We start from the raw sequence: 24835 nt of genomic DNA, 5'->3' as shown, positions 1-24835 counted from the left end.
ACGAAGAAGCAGGAATTTTTAGACCAATTTATTGCAACCGCAGTAGGACAGCCTTAAGTCCGACAGGCTGCTAGATGTTTACCAGGCTCGGCCATATCAACGTCATTCCATATTATCCTCCTCTGCGTATTGATCCGCGAATGCAAAAATATTGCCGGCAAACAACGTAAGTCCCTTAACAAGACTGACCAGGGGAAAAACAGCATTATTAGCTCCGAGATTGAACTGACCATTGCATCGAAGGAAGTCTCTGGGAAATTTTTTCTGCCTGTCCAAGCGGTGCAAAGGTTTCGGGTACAATATTTCATCCAGAACTCCCTCGCGCTTTAAGTGTTCTGAGTAGCACTCAGCAGAAGGAGTAAATGCACAAGAGGCTTTGACCTCATCAGGTTGCAGAGCCGTCCAGTACAGGATCTCCTGAGCCGTGCGAGTCAACCATGAAAGATATTTAGCATCGTCAAGCTGCATAAATTTTTGCAATCTTGGCTTGGGCTGTAATTCTTTTTCTTTTGCAAACAGACCCGACAGGTATTCGTTCAGTAGCTGTTCAATGAAGTTTTCTGTCTCTTTCACTGACTGGTCAATTTGATAATGATAATCCGCAGAGTCCCGACGCAAACGTGATCTTAACAACACAGCTGCCAGCAGGTTTTCACACATGGCATTGGCAAAACTCAACCGCTGTAAAACCTCTGGGGTATAACCCCAGGTTTTAGAGTCTGTAAAACCAAGGCCGCTTTTCATGGAGCCATAAAACTCAACATCACCCCAATCCCGCAAACCATCCCAACCAAAATCGGGACGCTCAATGGCTTCGATCCAGCCTTCAAAATCTCCGGGTAATGGAAAGGCAAAATAATCCGAGTTCCCCAACAACGGACTGAGGAACACCCAACGACGCCCGGTAGCGTGAAATGACGGTATGGTTGACGTTGGCATAATGCCAAACTTGCCATTAAGTACGCCAATATCATGAATGCCATTCAACAGACCTTGCTCAGCAGTTGCGTAAGGAGTGCTGGTATCTTCAGGAGTGTGAGCGTATTTACCGTAGTGGTTTGTCGCCTTGAAGTGATAGACCAGAACGGCTCTTTCGCCACCAACATCGCTCACTTGCAGGCGGTCCGTGAAACATCGGGTACGCTCGGGAAGATCCTTTTCGAGTACAACGAGGTACTGACCAAAACGGGGTGTCAGGCTTTTAAAGCGGTCACTTTTGGCAATAAATTGATGCATAATGCCTTCTTGCGCCAGAGTAGCCTCAAACTCTCCGACCCGATGGAACTTATAGTAATCAACCTCCTCACCATTGACTATTGCCAGTGTACGACCACCAACGATGGTGCCTTCTTTCTCGAATAGTGATAACGGATGTTGACCAGGATAAACCCGTTGAAAAACGGTTTCACCAGCACGAACAAACTCTGCCTGTAACTGACGAGCGGAAGCTAACTCCGCAGGATGAAAATCAAATGCGTGGGCAGCGACTACCAATTCGAATGCCGAAGTATTGGGCAATTGAAAATTGAGTGGATTAACGGGTTCTATCAACTGTTCGGAAGAATCCAGTTTGAAGAAAAGTGCCGGGTCTTTGAGAAAGTTCAGAGTATCATCCAGTAATTGTCGGGGTAGACGATATGACCAGGTCTTCAACAAAACTTTTTTATTGGCAACTAACCTTTGCGCAAGTACGTGTATGAGCCTTTGCCGGACTATTGGATCAGTGCAGCACTTTTCCAGATATTCTTTGTTGTTAAAAAAGTGCAAACAATCCAGACGCTGTTCAATGTAGTCTATTACAATGCGAGGGTCATCTGGCTGTAACTTTCTACTCTGAAAACACCCGTATCCCTTGTCAAAGGGTTCAGACTTGAGCACTATACTGTCCAGTTCCTTCAGAATTTTTTCCGGAAGCATTTCGCGACCCAGGTCAGGAAAATAAGGATAAACAATATTCAAGACATGGGTTTTAAAATCGTTATCTGCATTGACTATGTCAAATAAAAAATAAAGAGCGGCAATATCAAAACCTCGGCTAACTTCAGGTGTTTTTCTTAATATATCCAACAGTGAATGCTTTGCTGTATCGATTAATGCCTTAAGCAACGTATCATTCGATTTTTCAATATCGTTCAAGATAAAAGGATTGGTTTTTACCAGCTTCTTTAATAACAAACCAAGTTTTTCTTCGTCTGTCTTATATCTTTTTGAGGCGGATAAATAAACCATGTACAGGGAATTGCGAAATTCCTGACATAACTTATGGTTTGTTTCCAGTGCAGCTAATAAGGTCTTGACCAGTACGTCTTCAAAAAAGACGGGTTCCTCGGTGAACATAGTGCATTTACCAAAGTAAATGTCTTGATAATTACCATACCATTTTTGGCCACTGAGCGAATCCAACATGATTTCTTTTGTTATAAAACGAACCGGAACCTCTGATAAAGTACACAAGCCATTTGATAATTGTGACAGGCAGTACTCTTTGTTTTCACTTTTAATGTGTTCTGGCAGGTCTTTCAGCTCTATCCTTCCTGAACGAATGAGTTCATCGTACAAATCATCATTTTGATTTTTAAAACTATCAGGAAAAGTGCCCAGGGATTTTATTTTTGCTGTGATGTCCAGATGGCCATAAATGAAAGCTGCCAGTTCCAGAGGTGTACCTTTGGGAATACCATTGCGGCCTGAATATTCAATAAGAAAATGATGATCTGTTTTCAATTCATCAGGCAGTCCGTCGTAGACAATACGGGAATAATCACTCTTGTTCTGAGCCAGTAGTATATCTCTGGTTATTTTATCTTTTGGTATTTCGTAAAGTCTCAAAATATCATTCTTTACAAATTCTTTCATAAAGCAAGATGATTTAAAATAAGCCTCAGGGACGTATATTCTGCGACGTTCTCGTGATATATAGTGGATAAGGTGCATAAGTTCAGCTTCTTTGAGTTTATGACCTTTTCTATCAAGGAGTTTTTGAATCAACTCGACTTGTTTGTCGGAGAGAATAGCAGTGCTCACACACGGGCTGGCTTTATACCTTTTTAAAGGGCTGGGTGATAATGCTTCTGGCTTGACCCTAAGACCAATATCTCCAGCATTGGTGAATTGCCGTTTTGATTTGCCTTCAGCGACTGCAGGGGTATCTACATCTAAAGCAACGGCTCTGGAGGAAATCCCGATCTCTTCTTGATCTTTTTGTCCTGTTGAAAGATCTGTTGCGAAATCTGCACGATTGACTCCCAATGACCCACTGAGAGGGGTGACGGTTCTGTCGAAGACATTGCCATGATTTGCTGTAGAACTGTAAGTAGAGGGGTTTTGCCCCTGATTAAATGAGCTTTGAGGTAATCGATCCATCGTTTCTTTCCTGTCTTTCATTACCCTTAATCTTGGCGAAGCTGAGTCCACTCAAATATTGACCCGTTAATTAAATGAAAGTTCCGAAAAAGAAGGATCGAAGCTTGAAAAAAGGCCGCTGGCCAAGCCAGTGCCACAAGGAATTAGACATTTCAAAGTTTAATCCGCCTGAGAGAGCGTCTGCGTTATGGCAATTTTTCCACCTGGCTCTCAAGGTTTTTAATGCGATTATAGGCAGCCTGGTTTTCAAACGCACAGTAACAGTCGCTGCAGACTGACACACAATCCGCTTTTAATGGGCCGTAGTGACACAGTTTTACATATTCTGCCATTTGCTCTCGCTCAGGATAGGCCTGACAATCTTGCAGTTCGGAATTCAGCCAGCTCTGAATAATCTCCTGTTCGTCCAGGCTCCAGCCTTCGCGCAGAGGCAGGCACTCCTTTATTAAAAACTTGTTAAATTCGCTGCCCTTTTCATCCCTCGCCGCGTACGTCACGAATTCCACACCTATGTTGTTACAATTCTCGTAGTGCATATAATCATCTTCATCAAAAAAAATAAATGCAGAATGGAACTTAGCCAGAGCTTGATACTCTTCTGGGGCAAACCTGTCTCTACCAGACCAGTCTTTGTTCAGGAACTCATATAGCGGTGTCGGCAACCTCGTTAATATTGAATCCTCTAGCGACTTCTCTTCATCCCGTGTAGGCCTATCGTCTCTCAGGTTATTTTCATAAAGAAATACTAATCTGCGACGTACATCATCTCTAAGGGCATCTCTCATTTCTCCGGGATTTACATTCAAATCAAAGCTGGGGTGGTCAACAGCATTTTGAGGGTAAACGAGCAATATATCATTTTCCTGAAACTGTGCAGGGGATTTGACAGACTCTGTTTTTACGACACCTGACTTTAGAGCATTCATTTGAGATTCATCCGGCCATTGCACCGGAGGCTCTGCGGAATCAGGAAACTGGCTTGCTGGCATCAATGTTTCAACCATTGGCTGCTGAGGTGCAACAGGTTTATGGTGTGAGGGTACTATGGCCGTTTCAAGGTTTTGTTCGTCATGTCGAAGGGAGGACTGAAAGTAATCGTTGTCAGTATGCTCTGCGTCCTGATTGATTTGCTGAAATGAAGTTATAAAAATGTGCAGGATCACCTTTTCTACCAGTTGCAGAATCAGCTCGGCGCGATTGGCATTCGCCAGTTGCTTAATTGTCGCGTCAACGCTGCCTTTAATGTGATCTTGTCCCTGCAAAATCATACCAAAATGCGGGTATGGAAAAGGTTTATACGTCAATTGCAGGTGGCTGTCGCAATCAGGTTGCTGTTCACCACAAAGTGATAACTGACCACTATAACCATCCGCGTCAAATTCAAGTTGGCCAGCAACCCGTGACACAGGGAAATGGGTTGCGGCTGAAACCCGATTTTGGATCAGAGCTACGGTGTTTTTAATGACCGCATCGGTTAAGAGGCTAGCAATGGGACGACCTCTGGCAAAATCTTTCGCCTCATCTTTCGCCTCATTATGCAACAGTGACTCAATACTCACCGGCAGACTTTCTAAATCTCCGTTGTGGGTCAGTGTCACTACCGTTGACTCTGTGGCTTTATCTGAATAATGAATGTCAATACGAATGGCTTCTGGCGCCGTGGGTGAAACCCATGAGAGGTCAATGTGAACGACACTGTGTTGCCAACTGGCCTCATAGAGCTCCAGCCAATGGGAGTAGCCATTGGGTAATGGCACCCCGGCCAGCGTCGGACTGGTGGATGGGTTCAATGGGAATGGCGTTATTCGCAACATCTGCTGATGAAGCCCCAGCTGGTAAATCAACTCCAGGTAAAATCGCTTGCCGATCTGGGGTGAGTCCACCTGAATTTGCTCTGACCCCGAACGGGTACCGGTACACCAGCTGTACAGGGCACTTTCTACACTGGGTAAAATGGCCATGGACAAGACTTGCGCCGTGTGCAGCGTCACAGTGTTTTCTGTCCAGCGACTCAGCACGGAGGCGGTTTTTTTGCTCACCAACCAGTACTTCATGATGTTAAATGCCAGAGAGGGTAGTGCTCGCAATCCGTTCAGTGATAAATAATCACCATAACGACGAAAAGTAAAATCGTTTCCAAAGCGGAAAAAGAGGCCAGGTGATGATGAGCTCTCGATAAGCTCAAATTCACCCGGTGAGTGTATGTTTAAAGGAGTTTCATCTTCACCATTATCCTGATGATCCATAACTGAATAGCTGAAGCCTGCCAAAGACAACTGTAGGAAAAAAATGAAAAATAATGCGTAACTTCTCATAGATTCAACACGCAGCAACAGGATTGTCTAATTCCAATGATTAGTGAGAGTATGAAAATAATGATCCTTATAACTTTACTTGTCATTAAAACAAACATCGAAAATTCATAATGAGCACCGGTTAGCGGATCAGCCTAGCCGATAGTTGTGATTCCGGCAAAAATATCATCATACAAATTCCTCGCTCCGCACCCCAAAATCCAACCATTGCAATGAAGGTACCTGAACTTCGTTTACCATAATTTGAAAACAGAATTGATGTTAAGCCCTTTTGATGGCGACCCTCTGCCTGATGATCTATCTTGCTACCGGGAATCGGTTTGTTATGGGCCGAGCGTGTCCATACCCGGACAATCGATGCGACCGGATCGGACTTAGAAGCATTGAGTTCGCACCACGGAGAGTCCATCAACAATAATTTTTATGTTTGATCATACATACCAGTTAATTTATTTCTGACTGGATGGTAAATAACGTATATCAGGGTGATATGAAAAAAACATATTACACACTTGCTGTTTGCAGATTTCTTTTTGTCTGCCTTATGATGCAGCTGGCAACGATACCGCAGGCAGTAGCTGTGAATAGTTTCGTTGAGCCCGTGTCATTCAGTTCACTGTTACCCTTGCTTGCCACAGTTTATCGGAATATTCCCGAAGCCAAGAACCCGCTGCCTGACCTGAATCTGCCACCGCAGCCTGCACAACCTGGCGGGGATAGTTCATGCTCTTTTGATACTCATGTTTCAGTGGTCGCACCGCAATACAGTCAGATAAAATTACAGCTCGCCCTGGCTGAAGGCCATGTTTGGAAATTCTCAGGTGATAATGAACCTTTGGAACTGGAACCCGCTTATCTGCCCAGCGCCGTAAGATATATTGACCCAACTGGCCATTGTCACGAACATTGGGTCATTCAGGGTGTTGCCACACAGGCCATTTCATCAGGCACCGACCCGGAAGACCTCGGGGCCCCGAAAAACAGCCCGCCATCATTGCTGAGTCGTCAACCTGATTTACCCATACCCTACAATCTAACCCAACTTTTTGCCGATAATGGTTTTGATCGCTCTGACAAGAATGACCTTGATGCGGTAGAAAACCCGTTAACGCATCTCCTGCCTGCCCCTTTCCCCTTGTCAATCCGTTATGCTGATTCCAGCAATTCGGTTTTATTTCAGGATGCCATCTGGCTAAGGCTTAATCAGGAAGAAGCCCTGGTTCTTGTGCCTTCGGAGTTTCCTGCCGTGGCGAGAGTCAGTGACATGTCTGATGAAAACTGGCCTCAACTTATCACTGCTGAATCAGTTGACAGCAATACCAGCGGTGTCAAACCTGTTTTCAGGTGGGCTAATAAATGGTTACTGAACTCATTATCTGATGACCCGCTATTAAGATTTCTGGCATATATTTACGGGGCAGCCTTTCATGTGCAGGACAGTAATGGGCAACTGTCATACATCATCCAACACAACGGCAAGCTGTTATTGATCAGCAGGACTGAAGCCTACTTACGGTTCAGTCTGTATAACCAGAGCTTTCTTGAATCACTGTATCCAGAGATTTTCGGCCCATCGATGCCAGCAGGTGGCGGATGGCATGAATGGAACCGCTTCATTCGCAAGCAGCCTTTTCATTATGACCGTCCTGAACATGGTGCCGGTAAGCGTCCTGGTGCCCAAAGACCTTCAAATCCTGCAGGTGGGAATCACCAAAGAAATGAAAGGTCGACTCGACCTGAAGCTAATGCAATGCATCACTCAGAACGCAGCTCCGAACAAACCCGGGAACCCGGCACAGCCGCTTCCGAGAGAGATGGAAGGCGGGAACCGATAAATCAGCAGCAAGTTGAGGCTATTTACGATTATGAACCTCAAAGAAACGACGATGAAACACCCATTCCTTTGTACGCTACGGCTTATCTTAGTGGAAGCCAGCAACATTTGTTTTGTCCCGTTTGCACAGAGCTCATTACCGGAGAAGCGAGGACTTGCACTTCGAGTCTTCCTCACAGTGTCTGTATTGGCTGTTTTAAGTCAATGACTGACCTGAAAATGAACACTATTAAAGAATGCATTACTTGTCGTGGGAGAATGGACGATCGTTTATTCAACTATGAAGACACAGCTGCGGCCATCATGTTTCAATGTCCGTTCGGCTGTAACCACAGCTGCCCGCTGGCATTCCTGAAGGGTCATATCATAGACCACCATACCCCGGTTACGCTGGAGCATCAGTCAGAACCTGTGAACCCGGTAGAGGAAGAACAGGCGATTCCCCCAGGGAGTGTATTATTTTATGGTGTGCCTGTAATGCCAGAGGATAAGCATAGAGTCGAGCAGTTTATTCATACTTGTCGCCAGATCAACGATCCCGAACACTTGCAACTGGCTGAGTCATTTACCCGGGCATTCGAAGCACTTCAAAACAGGTGCGAACAGCTGGCCAATGCTCGTTCTGATCAGGAGGACAGGGGTGCGGCTTGTCGAACTGATCACTCGCCCTATGCTTTTTTCAATTCCAGAGAGAACAGTATTGATTCGGCCTACTTGCATTGTTTCAGAAGCACTCTTCAAGAAGGCGACATATGCCGTTTTTGTAATTCCCATATAGGTTTGATTCAAAATAAGATGGGTATACAGGAACATTTAAGAAGATGCTCTGGAGCCGGTTTCTGCCCCAACAGAGATGATGGCTGTTCTTTTCAACATCAGCCTGCCCTTGTGCCGATACACATGTCGAAATGCCGTTTTAACAAAGTCAATTGCCGAATATGCCACCAATATGTAGCTACTGCGAGAATGAGGGAGCACAGAGTAAACTGCCCTTGCAGTGTGCAGTTGGGTCAAGATGATGCCTTATTTTGTGACAGAACTGAACAGAAGCCGATTCAGCTCCATGGGAAGATCCGTAAAATGGGGACTATACCAGTGTTCAAGAAACCGGGAGAAGATACTTATTATTGCAAAATTTCAAAGCTTTTTTATGAATCAATAACCGAAAGAGGACGCAGAAGGGGGAAACACCTTGTAAAGTTTTTCGGAAATCACGCTGAGCGTCCCGATGATTTTTCTGTAAATTTCAGCTTTGATACCCCAGAAGGTAGTTTGTCTTTCGAAATCATTCAGAAAGCAGAACATCGCCGCATGGCGCTACCCATCGTTTTTAATGAAAAAGGTGAAAAGCTGGTAGACAAACCATTTGTACTAAGAGGTACTTCATCATGTGAAGATTGTGGTTGCGAGATTAATAGAGATATGAGCACTCATCCCAATCCGTATCCAATATGCTTAGATAACTTACTTTTTGGAGTATTATGTAGCAAAGTTGGAGCTAATCATAACGATCATTTTCCTGAATGTGTTTACGTTCAGATTAAACTCACTCCAGTTGACTGGTAGATCATTTATTCGCCGAACAATAGAGTGAGGAAATTTAATTGCACACGAACCTGAAAAGACTAAAGGTCTGTTCAAGTAGCGGTTCCTGTTTGACCTTCAGCCGTCGCCTTAAGATGCGCCTGATTCCTCCGTTTGTGCGTCGTCTGAGGAGCGAGCGGTTGACTTGCTATTGCTTTCGAGTCTGTATTCGTTGTGGTTGTTTTTGAGTCCGGCACTGCTTTTCCTGACATGGATTTGTATCTCTGCAGGACGCTTTTCTGTATCAATTATTTTACGTAATTCATAGTTTTCCTTGAGTAAATCCATTGTCTCTTTTGAAACAGTAAAAGAAGTACCTTCACATCCGTCACTATCCAGGATGAGAAGAACAACCACTTTATTCAACACTTCCGATTCAGTGTATTTTTTCACCAGAGGAAGGCTAAAAGAATAGCCAGGCTTGTCAGGGAAACTCATAAACAACACTGAGTTTGTATCAAAAAAAGATGAAGTAATATCATCGCCCGTCAAATCTTTATCGTTTGGCGTCAGAAATGGACTACACAACTTCTCTGCAACTCCATGCCCCCTGTAAATACTTCTGGCAGGTGAATAGTCGTAAGGTCTTACAGTAAAACCTGCCAGGGCAAATAGAGCACTGTGATAACAATATCGCCCTGACCCCGCATCAATGATCACATTGTCTTTTGGGGCAAGACTTAAGTCTTCTTCGAGAAAACTGCGGATCTGATCAAAATCAGACGACGTTAACGGGCAAAATGTTATTGCGTCTCCACATATTATGCCTTCAGGTATATCATGCTGATAACTGATTAAGTCAAATAGTGAGTCTCCTGAAAGATCTGTAATATCAAGGCATTCCCCCGGCCTGGTGCTAAGCACAGACTTCTTTTCAGGATACGCGGTTGCCTCGGTAGTTCCGATATAATACTTAACACAAATACCTATAAAATCGGTAAAGTCGAGCTTTGGATTTCGATAAGCCGCTTCAAAGGCTTCTTCATCTAAAGCAGCTATTCCGGAGAAAATCTCGATCTTTTTTTGATATTTTTGTCCTGTTAGAAAACCCGGTGTGAAGTCTCTACGATTGACCCCAGACGGCTCAACGATGGCAGGCCTGACGGTTCTGGGGTAGACATTGCCATAATCCGCTGTAGCAACTTTTGCAGCACTCTCAGCTCTGGCACTGTAAGTAGAGAGATTTTGCCCCTGATTACATGGGGGTTGAGATAGTGGATCCATCGTTTTTCTCCTTTCTTTAATTCTCCTTAATCATGACGAGGGCGAGCCCGCCAAAAGAATGCTCATAAATACAGACCCGTTAATTAAACTAAAGTTCCAAAAAAGAAGAATCGCAGAGTTTAAAAAAAGGCTGCTGACCAAGCCAGTGTCACAAAGAACAACAGTGTCAGCAGCCCTGTACGCTGGAAGGTCCAGCAAACTTCCGTCGCGTTTTACCCTGGCTTGAAGCGCCATGGAGGATTTCAGGGCAGTCAGCGCAACAAAAAACAATGTAGATCGTCTCAGACTTTTTCATTCCATATTATCAACCTCTGTGTACTGGTCTGCGAATGCAAAAACATTGCTGGCAAACAATGTAAGCCCCTTACTCAGAGCAACCAGAGGAAAAACAGCGTTACTAGCGCCGAGATTAAGCTGACCATCGGCTTGGCTGAAGTGCCTGGGAAATTTTTTCTGTGTATCCGTGGGGTGCGGGTGCAGAGGTTCCGGGTACAGCATTGTATCCAAACGCCCCTTTTGCTTTAAATGTTCTGAGTAACACTCAACAGAAGGGGGAAATGCATCAGGGTCTGTGACCTCACAAGGTTGCAGGGCAGTCCAGTACAAGATCTCCTGTGCTGTGCGAGTCAACCATGAATGGTATTTGTTGTCGTCTAAACCCATAAATGATTGCAACCTTGACTTGGGCTGTAATTCTTTTTCTTTTGCAAAAAGGCCTGACAGGTATTCGTTCAGCAACTGTTCAATAAAGTTTTCTGTCTCTTTCACTGCCAGTTGATTTTGATAATAATAGTCTTGGGAATCCCGACGCAGGCGTGACCTTAACAACACGGCAGCCAGCATATTTTCGCATAGGGCATTGGCAAAGCTTAACCGCTGCATAACCTCTGGACTATAACCCCAGGTTTTAGAGTCTTTCGTACCAAGGCCGCTTTTCATGGAGCCATAGAACTCAACATCGCCCCAATCCCGAAGACCATCCCAGCCAAAATCAGGTCGCTCAATGGCCTTGATCCAGCTTTCAAATTTGCCAGGTAATGGAGAGGCGAAATAAGTGGAGTTCCCCAATAACGGGCTAAGGAACACCCAACGACGCCCGGTAAAGTGAAATGCCGGTATCGTTGACGTAGGCATAACGCCAAACTTGCCATTAAGTACGCCAATGTCATGAATGCTATTCAATAAACCTTGCTCAGCAGTTGCGTAAGGAGTACTGGTATCATCAATAATGTGAGCGTATTTACCATAACTATTCGTTGCTTTGAAATGATAGACCCGGAAGGCTCTTTCGCCGTTAACATAACTCACTTGTAATCGGTCAGTGAAACTTCGGCAACTCTCCGGAAGATCCTTTTCCAGTACGACAAGATACTCGCCAAAGCGTGGTTTCCGGCTTTTAAAACGATCACTTTTGGCAATAAATTGATGCATAATGCCTTCTTGCGCCAGGGTGCTGACGGACTCTCCGACTCGTTGGAACTTATAGTAATCAACCTCCTCACCATTGCATATTGCCAGTGTACGACCACCTACGATACTGCCTTCTTTTTCAAACAGCGATAGCGGATCTTGACCAGAATAAACCGATTCAAAGACTGTTTCACCGGCGCGAGCAAATTCCGACTGTAACTGACGACCGGAAGCTAACTGTGCAGGATGAAAATCAAATGCGTGGGCAGCCACTACTAATTCGAAAGCCGAAGTATTGGACAATTGAAAATTGAGAGGATTAACGGGCTCTGCCAATTTGCCGGAAGAATCCAGTTTGAAGAAAAGTGCCGGGTCTTTGAGAAAATCCAGAGTATCAGCCAGTAATGGTAGAGGTAGTCTGGATTTCCAGTCCCCCACCAAATATTCTTTATCAGCAACTAACCTTTCTGCCAGTAATTGAATGAGCCTTTGCCGGTTTTTTGGATCAGTGCAACAATTCTCTAGATATTTTTTATTGTTAAAAAAGAGCACAAAATTCAGATACCGCTCAATGTAATCTAATACAATACCAGGGTTTTCTGGCCGTAACTTTCTGTTCAAAAAGTGCAATTTCCCCTTATCGAAGGGTTCAGATTTAAGCACTATGTCGTCTTGCTTCTTCAGAATCTCTTCCGGAAGCATATGAAACTTCTGTTCAGGAAAATAAGGATGAACAACATTCAAGGCATGGGTTTTAAAATCGTTGTCTGCATTCACTTTTTCAAAGAAAAAATAAAGGATATTAATCTCAAAACCTTTGCTAACTCCAGGCCTAATCCTTAAGATGTCCAACAATGAATCCTTTGCTGTATCGTTTAATTCCTGAAGCAATGTATCATTCAAATCATTAATGACAATCAATAAAAAAGGATTAGCTTTCACCAGTTTTTTTAATAACAAACCAAGTTTTTCTTCATCTGCCTTATATCTTTTTGAGGCAAAATCATATACCGCATACAGGGACATGCGATATAATTGATCTCTTTCATTATTTGTTTCTAATTCAGCTGTTACGATCTTAATCAGTACCTCTTCAAAAAAGACAGGGTCCTTGGTGAAAGTACTGTATTGATTAGAGAAAATGCTTTGATAATTAACAGCCCATTTCTGGTCATTAAGCGAATCCAAAATAGCTTCTTTTGTTATAAATTGAGCCGGAACCTCTGATAATTCACAAAAACCGTGTGATAATTGTGACAGGCAGTACTCTTTGTTTTTTCTTTTAATGTGTTCTGGAAGGTCTCCAACCGCTATCATTCCTGAACGAATGAGCTCATTGTACAAGTCATCATTTTGATTTTTAAAATACTCAGGGAGAGTGCCCAGGGACTCTATTTTCGCTGTAACATCCAGATATTCATAAACAAAAACGGCTAGTTCCGATGGTGTTCGATAAGGAATACCATTCAAACTCGAATATTCAATAAGAAAATCAACATCATTTTTTAATTCCTCAGGCAGGTCATCGTAAGAAAGTCGAGAAAACTTATACTTGGGATGAGCTAATAGTAGATCTTTAGTCAGTTTATCTTTGGGTATTTGGTTAATATGAAAAACACCAGTCCGTACAAATTCTTTCATAAGGATGGGTGATTCTAAATAATGGTTATCTATTCTTTTTCCAATATCGGTTCTGGGAAGATAGTCGACAACGGTCATAAGCTCATCTTGCGTGAGTTTATCAATTCCCTTCTTAACGAGTTTTTGAATCAGCTCGGCTTGCTTGTCGGTCAAGATAGCAGTGTTCACAGCAGAAAAGGTTTCAAACCTTGAGGTTACTTTAGAATTTTGATGAACATGGGTGACGTCCAGTTTGCGTTTAGCCACTTCAGGGGTATCTACATTTAAAACCACTGCTCTTGAAGAGATGCCGATCTGTTTTTGTTCTGTTACGGGATCTGATGTGAAATCAGCGAAATTGACTCCCAGTGACTCACCGCTGACGGTTCTGCCAGAAACATTGCCGCGATTCGCTTCAGCATTGCCTTTAGCACTGAATGTAGAGGGATTTGGTCCATGATCATATGAGGGTTGAGGTAATTGATCCATCGTTTTTATCCTGTCTTTAATTGTCCCTAATTAAAATGAGGGTGAGCCCTCCCTGGAATACATATAGATATTGACCCATAAGTTGACCAAAAGTTCCAAAAAAAGAGAGATCGCAAAATAGTGATTTGAGCAAAAAACTCAAGCCACTTAAAAAAAGAAGGCCGCTGGCCGGGTCGGTGCTACACGGAACAATATCAATAGACGGCTAGTCGCTATCTCTGCGAAACCGTGCCCGGATTAAGTTGATGATCTCTTTCACCATTTTCCCCATTCCCGGCCGCTGACCTTCTGCAAAAGGCACAGGACGACAGAGTTCCATCGCCTGAATACCGATTCGTGCCGTATAGAAACCGATACCTGCCCCCGTGGCGGCCTGAGTGCTGATCGTGCTGATCAGTTTACTGGAAGCCAGATCTGCCAGCTGGTCAGTCATCAGGTCTGTACTGCCAGCCAGAGCCATTTGGGTTAGCGCCATCTTTAACAATCTCATTCTTGCGGACAGGGAAGGACGGAGACCATAAATCTGGCAGATTTCATCCAGCATCTTCAGGCAACGCCAGCCTGACAACATCATATCCAGCAGTGCCAGTGGACTGATGGCGACCAGAATGGCCGCTTGCTGGCTGTGCCGGGAAATTCTGGCGATGGCCTGTTCATCCAGACTTCGGAACAGCTGCTGGTCCAGGTGCTGAAGGGTTTCAGCATCATCCGCATAATCAGGCAGAGTGCTGAGGGCTTTTTCCAGTAAAAGTTGATGTGGCTTGTTCCGATAAAGTGCACTTAATTTTGCCAGCCAGTGTTTGGCTTGTCCGCAGGAGCGGGCTTTAAGAATGCCCTTGGCGTTTGCTTGTAATTGTTCGACGCCTCTGAAGTCTTTCTGATAGCCAAAGTATTCCCACGCTGCTTTTCCTAAAAGACCGATAAGGCCAGCAACCAGCAAACCAAATACTGCGGCCAATGACCAGTGGGTTTGGCTGAGGAAATAAAGGAATTCTACGGTCTGCCAGGTGGCCAAAATAGCCATCAGGGCAAGAATGCCTTTTGCAGCACGGCCCAGAAAACGCAATGGCTTAAGTGATAGCGTGGGATCACTTAGTAGTGGCAGATTCGGATCATTGCTCAGGGATTTCGGAGTTTCCAGTTGAACATTTTGATCCAGGGGAATAAAGAATTCGTCTTTTTCTTGGGTGGGTTTCATTGAAATTTATCTCCCAGCAGATCATTCAGAACGCTGTCCAGACGGATGTGCGGTAAACGGCTTCCGTTGTTCAGTTTTAGTCCGGCTGGAGGTAACAGCTTGCGCAGATGCCACTGCTGGCAGTTCTGCCAGTAATCATCGTCAGGATACTGCTCTGGCAAGGGAGGATGCAGAAGAAGGCCGGGCCCCTCTTCTGTATTGCCTTTAAGGACTCTCTGACCGTGGTGTTCGGCATAGGTTGTAGAGCGGACAGAGGCAATGGCTTCGCAGCGGATATCGACTTCCCTGAACCTTGCCTGTCGCTGTGACTCTCTGACCAGAGAAGCTGTCAGAGATCGCACCTGCTCATGCTGATCAGGCAAAACCTGATCGATCTTACTGGCAGCGAAGACAATCCGGTCAATCCGGGGCTGAATCAGTCGGCGAATAATATTGTTAGTGCCGTATTCAAAGTTTTGCAGAACCTGGGTCAGTGACATCCTCAGGTTGTCCATGGCTTCCTGACCCTGATTCAGGCTTTTCAGCACATCAATAAGAACCAGCTGGCGGTCAATGCGTTGAAAAGTATTTTTGTAGAAAGGCTTTACCCAGCGTTTCAGATAATGCTGGTAATTCGTTTCGCAGATTTGATAGAGCGCATCGCCGGGAGCAGCCGATTTTTCCTCTTCACTCAGCTCCACCAGTTGTGGCAGAGGAATAAATGGAAATTGACTTTCAGGGCTATCAGGAGCCAGATGCAGTAACCGTCCGGGCTGAATCATCGTCAGCCCCTGTTGCTGGCAACGTTTCAAAAAATCCAGTTGTTGCTGCCAGAGTGAGTTCAGTCTCCACTCGTGCAGAGGCTCCAGAATATTCAGCGATTTCAGCTGAACCAAAAAAGGATCTTCTGGCATGGCTGCTGCCAGTTTTCGGCTTTGCTGACACCAGTCTTGATAACTCATTTCCAATAGCGGAAGATCCAGTAACCATTCCCCGGGGTAGTCATGTATTTCCAAATAAAGACGACTAATACCCGGTTTTGTTCCCGGAATAAGATGACTGCGGGCGCGGTATTTGATTTCCAGCAAACATCCCGACGCCTGTCGTGTGGCGCTGGGCCAGGCTTCCCTGTCCAACGCAGTGGCGCTCTCGAGATAGGGAAACAAGGTCAGATCTTTCAGTGGCGATATTTCTACACCTAGTAGACGATTCTGCAAGGCGGGTGGCAATGCGGTCAGAGCAGCATCGGGGTAATAGCGAAGCTGATGGATAAGGCTGGTGATCAGGGTTGTCTTGCCACTGCCACTAAAGCCGGTAATCCCCAGACAAACTCTTTTATCAAGCAGACGGTCAACACTTGCAGCCACCGCAACTGACGCTGAACTGGCCAGGCTTTTCGCCCTGTCGCCGGTTCTTTTCAATCTCTGTTTGAGGTATTGCTTTCGCACATCAATCTTCTATTTTTCTGTATTCCCCTGATAGTGCTGTCAACTTGGGCTATTTTCAAGAGTCGTCAATCAGCAGGGCAGGCTCTATGTCCTGACGACCCGGATCAAGGCTCCAGCGGCAGTTTTCAGAAAACTGACTGCTAAGATAATCTGCCTGCTCCGGCAAAATACGGTGGCTGTTCACCAAAGCCAGATATTCAGCCGCATTCGGTCGATAGGGTAACGCCACCAGCGCCATATTCAGCTCTTCCAGCAAACGATCGCTTTTGAATTGATTGCATCGCTTGCAGGCCGCGACTACATTCATCCAGTCGTCTTGCCCACCCCTTGAAGTCGGCAGGATATGGTCGCGGGTCAAAAACCGGCGTGACAGGAACTTGCCACAATACATGCACTGGTGATTATCACGTTCGAATAGAGAAGAGTTAGTCAAGGCAGGGTTGGTACGGGCAGGAAAGTGTCGTTTACCGCCACAGGCAATGATGCTGGGTAATTCAATGACCGTCTGGGTGCCAAGCCATCGGTTATAGCCGCCTCTTACCCGATATATGATATCGCCAAGACTCCAGCGGATCAGGTCTCTTGAATAGAGACACACTGTCTCCTGCCAGGTCAGCCACTCCACCGGTTGTCCGGCAGCATTCAGTCGCAGAATATACATAATTCAGCTCCCGCTTTCTCATCCATGACCCTCTTTTATTAACTTATCGAAATGAAATGCCCTTGCCAATGCCCCACTCCCGACAAAAGCCGCGCCCATTCCAGAGATGCAACCACAGGCGTGCTGTGCCGAAATCAGATAGTCCTCTTTTTCAGGGGGAAGTTTAGCTCTCTTGTGACAGAAGAACAGGAGAGTAATATAAGTAATTTCCCTCCTGAAAAGCGATTGATCAAATATCATAATAGACAGCTACCTAGCAAAAAGAATCAGGCCAATGTCATCAAAAAGAGAACCTGTGTTTTATCTGGACCTATTGCGTGTTGTGGCCGCAATAGCTGTGATTATGATCCACGTGCTGGGACCCTATCGCGAGCTTTACGGACAAATCCCCATGTCAGATTGGCTCACGGCAGTCACTTTTAACAGTTTTTCCCGCTGGTGCGTACCCATTTTTATCATGATCACCGGCATGCTGTTTTTATCGGACAAGCGCCCTTTTGACCTGAATTACTTCCTGAGACGACGGGTGATGAAAGTTCTGGTGCCCTTTCTTTTCTGGGCCGTGTTTTATTCCTTTCTGGCAGGACTCACACCCACTTTTGATTACGAGTGGACCAGGGCTATTAATACCCTGAAAGAACTTCCCTATGAAAGTACCTGGTACCACCTTGGTTTCTATTACTATTTTATTCCCCTTTATCTTGTCATCCCTTTTCTGAAGCCTGCTGTGCAGGCCATGCCCGATGACCTGCTTAAATTTATGGCAGGGGTCTGGTTATGGCTGACATTAAGTTACCTGATCAGGATCGAAACTTTCTGGCATATCAATACACTCCTGTACGGTGGTTATTTAATCTGGGGATATTGCCTTGCGAAGTATGATACCCGTAGGTATCAATCATTGATTATTTTTGGCGGTATTCTTGGACTGATACTCACTTTAGGCGGAGTGTTCTGGCTTAGCAACGAGAAAGGAACGTACAGTTCTGGTCGATTCAACTCTTATAAAACCATTAATACCGTTCTCGTGGCAACCATGGTTTTCTGCCTGGCCAAACACTACTGCGATAAAATTCAGGGGAGAAGCAAAAGCATTATTTCAATTCTCAGCCGTTACAGTCTGGGCATTTACCTGGTGCACCCTCTCCTGCTCTGGCCCGTCAGAGCCTACGACCTCTACCCAGCGAGTGCTATTATCATGATTCCCTTCTGGACTGTTGTGACCATGCTGGCCAGCACCGCAGTGGTCTGGCTACTCGGTCGAAGTCGTCTAACCCACTGGATCGTTCCCTGATCCGGAGGGTGTTGCAAAAGTAGCGGGCAGAGCTGAGTCACTTTTTAAAGCAGTACCAGCGAAGCTCAGGACTTTTGCAACAGCCTCTCTTATTGTCTTTTGAATAAAAATAGCTGTTTGATTATACGACTGCAGTTTTTTTCCTGCTCTTAAGGCTGTTAGGCATGGGCTTTTAATAAACAACGGTCATTAATGCAAAAGTGCTTTATTCTGAAGCCCTTGAGCTTTTTCAGTCCAATGGACCTTCATGTTTTGGTCATAAGGGATGAGCAATTATGATTATTTCGTCAGCACATTTGATTATTTCCCAATATGTAACTAGCTTATTCTATGGCAATTAATCTTCAAGCCAGACAACTACACAAGATCATGCATAGTGTCAAAGATACTTTATACACACTTATCAGCTTTCGTGTTAATATTTTTTAATTGAATAATTGGAATATTCAGACTTATCGACTTACACGCTTGCTATAGAATGTACTTGGAATGGCCGAATAAAATTATTCAGGATCTTGGCATTTAAACAGATTAATAAAGATAACTTTTCCGATTATGAAGTCAGCAATTATTTTTATCTGGTTATTCATGACTGCTTCACATGCGATAGCTTCTCAACCCTTGACTCTCTGCCGTCAGGGAGCTTTAATTCCGGCTTACACAAGCAAGTCTTTTCCGATAATACTTCCTATTGAAAGAAACAGTGTTGAAAAATTACTACTTGATGCCTTCAAGAAAAAAGAAATACCAACTTTCCCAGTTTGGAAAAACCACTTTCTAGAGAGTGCAACATATAAAGTAAAAAAAGAGCTTAAAGAACTCGATCACAAAAAGAACACAGAGTTTTCTGAAAAAGAAAAGAATAACCTCTATCCATTAGCCGACGAAAAAAATGAGATTATTAATAATCAGGCGAATGTCTTGAATACTTTTTCATTCTTTTTGCCTGATACTGCTAAAAATGCCTTTTTGAAAGGGAATACTGGTGACATTCCCGATATTATCAGTCTGGGTAATTCAAAGGAAAATCTGACAGGAAATGACAAAGTTGATAGTGATCGGCAGACCAAAAAAGGGGATCAAACCGAAAATCAAAGGCAACAAGGATCATTAAAAGTAAAACTGGGCAAGCGCAGGAGAATCGACTCAAACCTCAGCTTAAATACTCCAGACTTGACACCTCAAGAGGCAGCCGGGCATTTCTTAAATACTATTAATAAACTCACTGAGAAACATGATTTTTCTATCGAAAGAATAATCGAGAATGAAAAAAGAAAGGATTTTGAACATGTCCATTTTCGAGGTAATGTCATGACTACTGAACACAATGTTAAAGAAATTTTTGTAGATTTCATATTATATATGGAAGGAATGTTAACAAACCAGAAATTTACTTTTAAAACTGATACCCATAAATATCGACCTGACCTTAGAATTAGCACTAAAAATATTGAAATAATAGATTCCATTTTATCCAGAACATTTTCTCAAAGAAAAAGTGAGTCATCACTTAATAACAAGACATATAAATACTACTATCTTGGTGCTTTATTAGCCGACTATCTTTACATATACCATGGACATCATAATGAATTTAAAAATAAGTACTACCTGTTAGCTCGGCATGATGCATTTCGTTTTTTTGAAAAAATATTTTTTGGTAATGGCTGTTTTTCAGAATTTCTTAATCTCATGGAATTGATCACCCTCTACAGACGAGAACTTACTGATGAATCAAGGAAATTGATGGATTTTAATGAAAATGCAATGAGTAGAAATCTTATTACTGACGCTCTACGAAAAAATAATACCCTTAGAAAATCTTTTAATGAAGTTCTCATTGGACCGAATCTTAAAAAACTTTGGTTAGGTACTCTTAATGATATGCTTGAAGAAAAGCAAGACTGCCTGGAACAAGATATAATGCTTGATAATAACCTAAACCTCATATTTGGTGAAGAGCTGGAATACGATATAACTTCAATAATTGAAACGGGAAGCCTACAAGATAGCAATTATATTCCCATATTTGAAGATCGTATGAAAAAGTCAGGGGCTAACAAGGCAGGTGTTGGCACTCATAACTTAACTTTTGATGGTCTTTTCCACATAACTCCTACTATGGATGGTGATGCATGGTTTGAGGTGAATTGTAAACCATACCATGATGGTGAAGCCAATGTGGACAGTTGTTTTGAAAAAGTCTTTGAAGTGGTTGATTCAATGATTCAAGATGGGCTTATAGGTTATTCTTCCGGTCACAAGCATGTCGATGCATTGAGTGCCACCCACGGTGATCCGAGTGTTCTTTTGGAATTGCAGAGGGAGATTGAGAGCAATCCCTATTTACTAAGAGCATTCGGGAATAATGACCGAATCATCAATGATGATGAGAGTCAATGGTATAAATTGTTTTCTGATTATTCTGATATGAGGGGGTTAGCCATTGAGCGGATAAACTGGATGATTGCTACGTACAATGAAAAATTAGCGGGATTCAATTATGAAAAACCGAATGGTCATTGGCAAACCGATTCAGAAAAACTGGAGAAGCTTAAGCGGTTTTCAAAAATATACAGTCATCTGATACAGATGGCTCCTTTACAACAAATGTTTGGTGGGTTTTCTGATGTAGAGATAGACAAATATATGGCTATTTCTTTGTTGCATATTCCAGGAACAGAGATGATCCAACCCTATGGTACAATAGAGTTTCGTTTTTTTCGCTGCCCTGAAAATTTGAGGGAGTTAAAATTGGTTAATCAGTTTTTACAAGCCTGGTTCGAATATATTCATGAACGTCGAAAGCGCAATGAGCCGATTCAGCCTGTCCCTGACGATGTTAGATCCAGCAAAGATTATACTGCCGGGGAAGTTCTCTTTTCGACCGTCCAATACTTGCAGAAACTGGGACTGAACCCTGATGACTATCACAGCTTTCTGAATAAAATCAGATGATATTTGATCACAATGGTGCTCAGTCCTGTTTTTTTGTATGTATTGAACGGAAATCACCTCAAGGACTACAGAATAAAGCACTTTTGCGACACCCTCCAGATCAGGCAACTAACCAGCGGGTTAAACGACTTTGACTGAGTAAGTTAAGTATACCGAAAGCTGTAGCTGTCTGCACAAAGGCAAGAGAGGTTTTGGTGGCCATCGTGAAGTGGATACACGATGTTCAGATTTGGTTAACAACAGCGTAATCAGACGCTGGCACTTCGGGCTGGAAAGCTTTCTGGCCTTCTGGCTTTCAAGCCCTTTATAATGCCCTTCTCAGAGTCTAACCTGATCAGATAGTATTATGTCTAAAAGCGTAATTTGTGACATTGACGGCGTGATTTTGCATGACAACACCCTGATTCCCGGTGCTGATGATTTCATTCACAGTATGCTGGAGAGGGACATCTCTCTGGTCATGCTAACCAACTATCCCTCCCAGACCGAGAAAGACCTGCAGAACCGTTTTGCTTCTGTCGGCATCATTATTCCGGAAAGTTGCTTTTTCACTTCTGCCATGGCTACAGCAGAATTTCTTAAACGGCAGGAAGGTCAGAAAGCTTATGTCATCGGCGAGGGTGCCCTGGTTCACGAACTGTATAAAGCAGGCTTTGCCATTACCGATATCAATCCGGATTTTGTCGTCGTGGGTGAAACCAAGAATTACAACTGGAACATGATCCACACCGGAGCCCGGTTTGTGTCTGAAGGAGCACGTTTTATTGCCACAAACCCTGATACCCACGGTCCCAATATGACTCCGGCCTGCGGTGCACTGTGTGCTCCTATCGAGCGGATTACTGGCAAAAAGCCATTCTATGTGGGCAAACCCAGTGCCTGGATTATACGTGCCGCCCTGAACAAAATGGGGTCACATTCAGACAACACCGTCATTGTAGGTGACAACCTGCGCACTGATATTCTTGCGGGCTTTCAGGCCGGCCTTGAAACCATTCTGGTTTTGTCCGGTGTATCCCGACTCGCTGATATCGATAAGGTCCCTTACAAGCCCAACCATATTTTCGATTGCGTTGCGGATATTGATATTATCTGAACTCGCTTACTCTCGAATCGAGTTTGGGTGATCTTTTTCCGATCTGCTTTCCCTGCCGGTGTATGAACCCGAACCCGATTCATTTTTTCAGGCCACTCATCAAAACAATTTAATCGTTCTCATCCACCACGGCCTTAGCTGTAAATCACTATTTAAAAAACCAGTGGTCAGATTCTGAAAGAGTATCTTCCTCGTCGGGGAATTCTGGTTCCTGAGTCGGGCTTAATCAGCCAGAGCATCCTGATCCATTCCTCCCGCCAGAAACTCAATGAGGAACCGGGCCTGCTGGCTAATATGTTCTGGTGTCCAGGTCTCAGGGTCCAGGCGGCACTGCTGATCCCAGCGAGCTACTGTATGAATCACTATGGACCCCATAAAAGCGAGCCGGGCACGGAGCTCTTTGACACTCAAATGTGGCAAAATGGTACCAAATGCCTCGGTCATACGAACCAGAGAGCTGCTTCTGGGGGTATCCATCGCAGCGATCTGATGATTACCTCGCTGAAACAGATGACAGACCAGACTGGTATAGGAACTCTCTTCTCTTGAGGTTTTCAGGTTTGCCATGTATGGAAGCAACAAAACCTTCACCAGATCTCTGGTAGTTGGTGGTTCTTTATGGTTGAGAAGCTCATCAAGCATCTCATGACGCTTCTGGTTGAGAGGGATCATTCGGAAATCCAGAATGGCGTTAATCAGCCCTGCCCGGTCACCAAAATGATACTGAACAGCAGAATTATTCTTCTGTCCTGCGGCTCTGGCTATTTCACGATCTGAAACCGCATCCAGCCCCCTCTCGGCTATCAGCTTTTCCGCTGCTTTTACCAGCGCTTCCTTGGCGTCTGTCAGCTGTATTAATGCATTCATAGTGGTGCCATAAAAATCAAGCTATTCAGCTTAATCAAATTGCTCATTTTAATATCATTCAGAGAAAAAATGGTCAGTTCAGCTATACCGGCTACTCATTGTCGAAAGCCTGTCTATATTATCTCGACGAATGTCGAAGAGATGCAGACCATTAAAACCCTTTTTCGTTTCCAATGATGGAACAATGGCTACACCCCTTCTTCAAAGCAGTTTGAAAGAGCTGTGCCAAGTCCCTTAAATCGAACATCAGCTTAACATCTGTGGCCTTTGGGGGCGAACTCCACTGATAGCTGAAGTCTTATTTTACTGTACAGATTAAAAAATGGATTCCAAATTGATAAACACAAACAACCGTGATCTGCTTGTAAAAAGTTGGGCACACCCAGTATTTTTTAGCGTCTGTCGACCACTCATTTTATTGTTTGCCGTACTTTCAGGCAGCACAGAAGCGGCCATCCCGGGCAAGATTCATCAAATCTGGATTGGTGCAAAAGTACCCGAATACCTGGATATCGTCAGTCAGAGTTTTAAAAAGGTCAAGGGCTGGGAGTATAACCTGTGGCGAGCCACTCAGAACAACTTCCTCGAACGGAATGGAAAAATCATTCGACATACCTGGACCGAGTCAGAATACACCACAAAAGAATACTCCATTAATGAACTTTTTGATAATGAGCATTCGGTCATTAAGGCTATTCTGGAACGCAACAAAACGTCCGACGATAGTCACCTCGCCAGTCTGGGCGACATCCTGAGATATCGAATCGTCCACGAATTCGGCGGTTTCTATTTCGATATGAAGTTTGAACTGCTTAATCCCAATGAAATGGCCGACCTCATTAAACAACCTCTATACACACTCATAACGGCTAATGAGTTTGCATTTTTGACGTCTCAGCAAGGCTACTTGAGCAACGCTTTTTTTGCCGCTGAGGCCAATCACCCGGCGCTCAATAACCTGCTGTTATCCATCCCTCCTCTGGAAGATGAAGTACCCCATTCCAAAGTAGACATTTTCGGTCCGGCTTTTTTTCTGCTGGGGATAGACAGTTGGTACAGGGCTGCAGCAGCGAACGAACAAACAGGGTGGCTAATGCTTCCCCATACCAAAATTTACCCCTACATTGACTGGGCGCCAAAGGTGCAAGAGTTTCGCCCGGGCAGCTTGCTGACTGAAACTGCCGTTAAGTTAAGAGAGGCAGGGAATGACTTCTGCATTGTAAAAGCGGACTCGCTCTACAGATTGCCTGGCCTGTATTTAAACGAGTCAGAATACATGCCAGTCCCTGACAAAGCAGGACTTTTCTACCGTTATCCATGCAATAGATACCCAGACGCCATCGCTATTGATCACTTTGACTACGGGAGTTCATGGAACAGTCACAACCGTTACTCAGGTCATCACAGGTAACATTTTTCTGTCGTACAATAGGCGACTTTCGATAATATAAGCATTTACGTTTTCCCTCAGAAATGGAACACTAACATCATGCTG

Annotated in this window: 13 protein-coding genes; 5 read left to right on the top strand and 8 right to left on the bottom strand. The window is 44.1% G+C overall.

The window, feature by feature from the left end; all coding sequences use genetic code 11:
• Positions 1–102 precede the first annotated feature (102 nt).
• Together KBW69_RS05060 and KBW69_RS05055 are read right to left on the bottom strand one after the other, a co-directional pair.
• The gene (locus KBW69_RS05060; RefSeq protein ID WP_257280153.1) at positions 103–3363 is read right to left on the bottom strand and encodes a hypothetical protein; all 3261 of its coding nucleotides are present in this window, start codon (positions 3361–3363) and stop codon (positions 103–105) included.
• Between the two features lie 185 nt (positions 3364–3548).
• Positions 3549–5609, bottom strand: coding sequence for a hypothetical protein (locus tag KBW69_RS05055; RefSeq protein WP_257280152.1), 2061 nt, complete (start codon positions 5607–5609; stop codon positions 3549–3551).
• 559 nt (positions 5610–6168) lie between these two features.
• Here KBW69_RS05055 and KBW69_RS05050 point away from each other — a divergent pair.
• Positions 6169–9078 carry a hypothetical protein gene (locus KBW69_RS05050; protein ID WP_257275848.1) on the top strand — a complete coding sequence of 970 codons (2910 nt, stop codon included), beginning with the start codon at positions 6169–6171 and terminating at the stop codon, positions 9076–9078.
• Positions 9079–9186: 108 nt separating this feature from the next.
• Here KBW69_RS05050 and KBW69_RS05045 read toward each other — a convergent pair whose 3' ends face one another.
• From KBW69_RS05045 to KBW69_RS05025, 5 genes are all read right to left on the bottom strand, one after another.
• On the bottom strand, positions 9187–10320 hold the full coding sequence (locus tag KBW69_RS05045) for a phage N-6-adenine-methyltransferase (RefSeq protein WP_257275847.1): 1134 nt from the start codon (positions 10318–10320) through the stop codon (positions 9187–9189).
• A 291-nt stretch (positions 10321–10611) separates the two neighbouring features.
• Complete coding sequence (locus tag KBW69_RS05040; protein ID WP_257280151.1) at positions 10612–13839, bottom strand: hypothetical protein; 3228 nt, start codon at positions 13837–13839, stop codon at positions 10612–10614.
• A gap of 205 nt (positions 13840–14044) precedes the next feature.
• Positions 14045–15037, bottom strand: coding sequence for a TIGR01620 family protein (locus KBW69_RS05035; protein ID WP_257276057.1), 993 nt, complete (start codon positions 15035–15037; stop codon positions 14045–14047).
• Complete coding sequence (locus KBW69_RS05030; protein ID WP_257280150.1) at positions 15034–16464, bottom strand: YcjX family protein; 1431 nt, start codon at positions 16462–16464, stop codon at positions 15034–15036. Before KBW69_RS05030 ends, KBW69_RS05035 begins: the two co-directional genes overlap by 4 nt.
• Before the next feature lie 55 nt (positions 16465–16519).
• On the bottom strand, positions 16520–17125 hold the full coding sequence (locus KBW69_RS05025) for an HNH endonuclease (protein ID WP_257276059.1): 606 nt from the start codon (positions 17123–17125) through the stop codon (positions 16520–16522).
• Between the two features lie 274 nt (positions 17126–17399).
• Here KBW69_RS05025 and KBW69_RS05020 point away from each other — a divergent pair, with 274 nt between their 5' ends.
• From KBW69_RS05020 to KBW69_RS05010, 3 genes are all read left to right on the top strand, one after another.
• Positions 17400–18419, top strand: coding sequence for an acyltransferase (locus KBW69_RS05020; RefSeq protein WP_257276060.1), 1020 nt, complete (start codon positions 17400–17402; stop codon positions 18417–18419).
• A gap of 588 nt (positions 18420–19007) precedes the next feature.
• A complete protein-coding gene (locus tag KBW69_RS05015) occupies positions 19008–21377 on the top strand; it encodes a hypothetical protein (RefSeq protein ID WP_257280149.1) in 2370 nt (789 codons plus the stop codon).
• Positions 21378–21723: 346 nt separating this feature from the next.
• The gene (locus KBW69_RS05010; protein WP_306671205.1) at positions 21724–22473 is read left to right on the top strand and encodes an HAD-IIA family hydrolase; all 750 of its coding nucleotides are present in this window, start codon (positions 21724–21726) and stop codon (positions 22471–22473) included.
• Between the two features lie 222 nt (positions 22474–22695).
• Here KBW69_RS05010 and KBW69_RS05005 read toward each other — a convergent pair whose 3' ends face one another.
• Positions 22696–23340 carry a TetR/AcrR family transcriptional regulator gene (locus KBW69_RS05005; RefSeq protein WP_257280148.1) on the bottom strand — a complete coding sequence of 215 codons (645 nt, stop codon included), beginning with the start codon at positions 23338–23340 and terminating at the stop codon, positions 22696–22698.
• A gap of 322 nt (positions 23341–23662) precedes the next feature.
• On the opposite strand from KBW69_RS05005, the gene KBW69_RS05000 reads away from it, so the two are divergent.
• Complete coding sequence (locus KBW69_RS05000; protein WP_257280147.1) at positions 23663–24751, top strand: hypothetical protein; 1089 nt, start codon at positions 23663–23665, stop codon at positions 24749–24751.
• The last annotated feature ends 84 nt before the right edge of the window (positions 24752–24835 follow it).

The organism is Endozoicomonas sp. ISHI1 (assembly GCF_024606225.1).
Lineage (GTDB): Bacteria > Pseudomonadota > Gammaproteobacteria > Pseudomonadales > Endozoicomonadaceae > Endozoicomonas_A.
The sequence above is the reverse complement of the archived record's forward strand: the minus strand, read 5'-3'. Positions and strand labels throughout refer to the sequence as shown.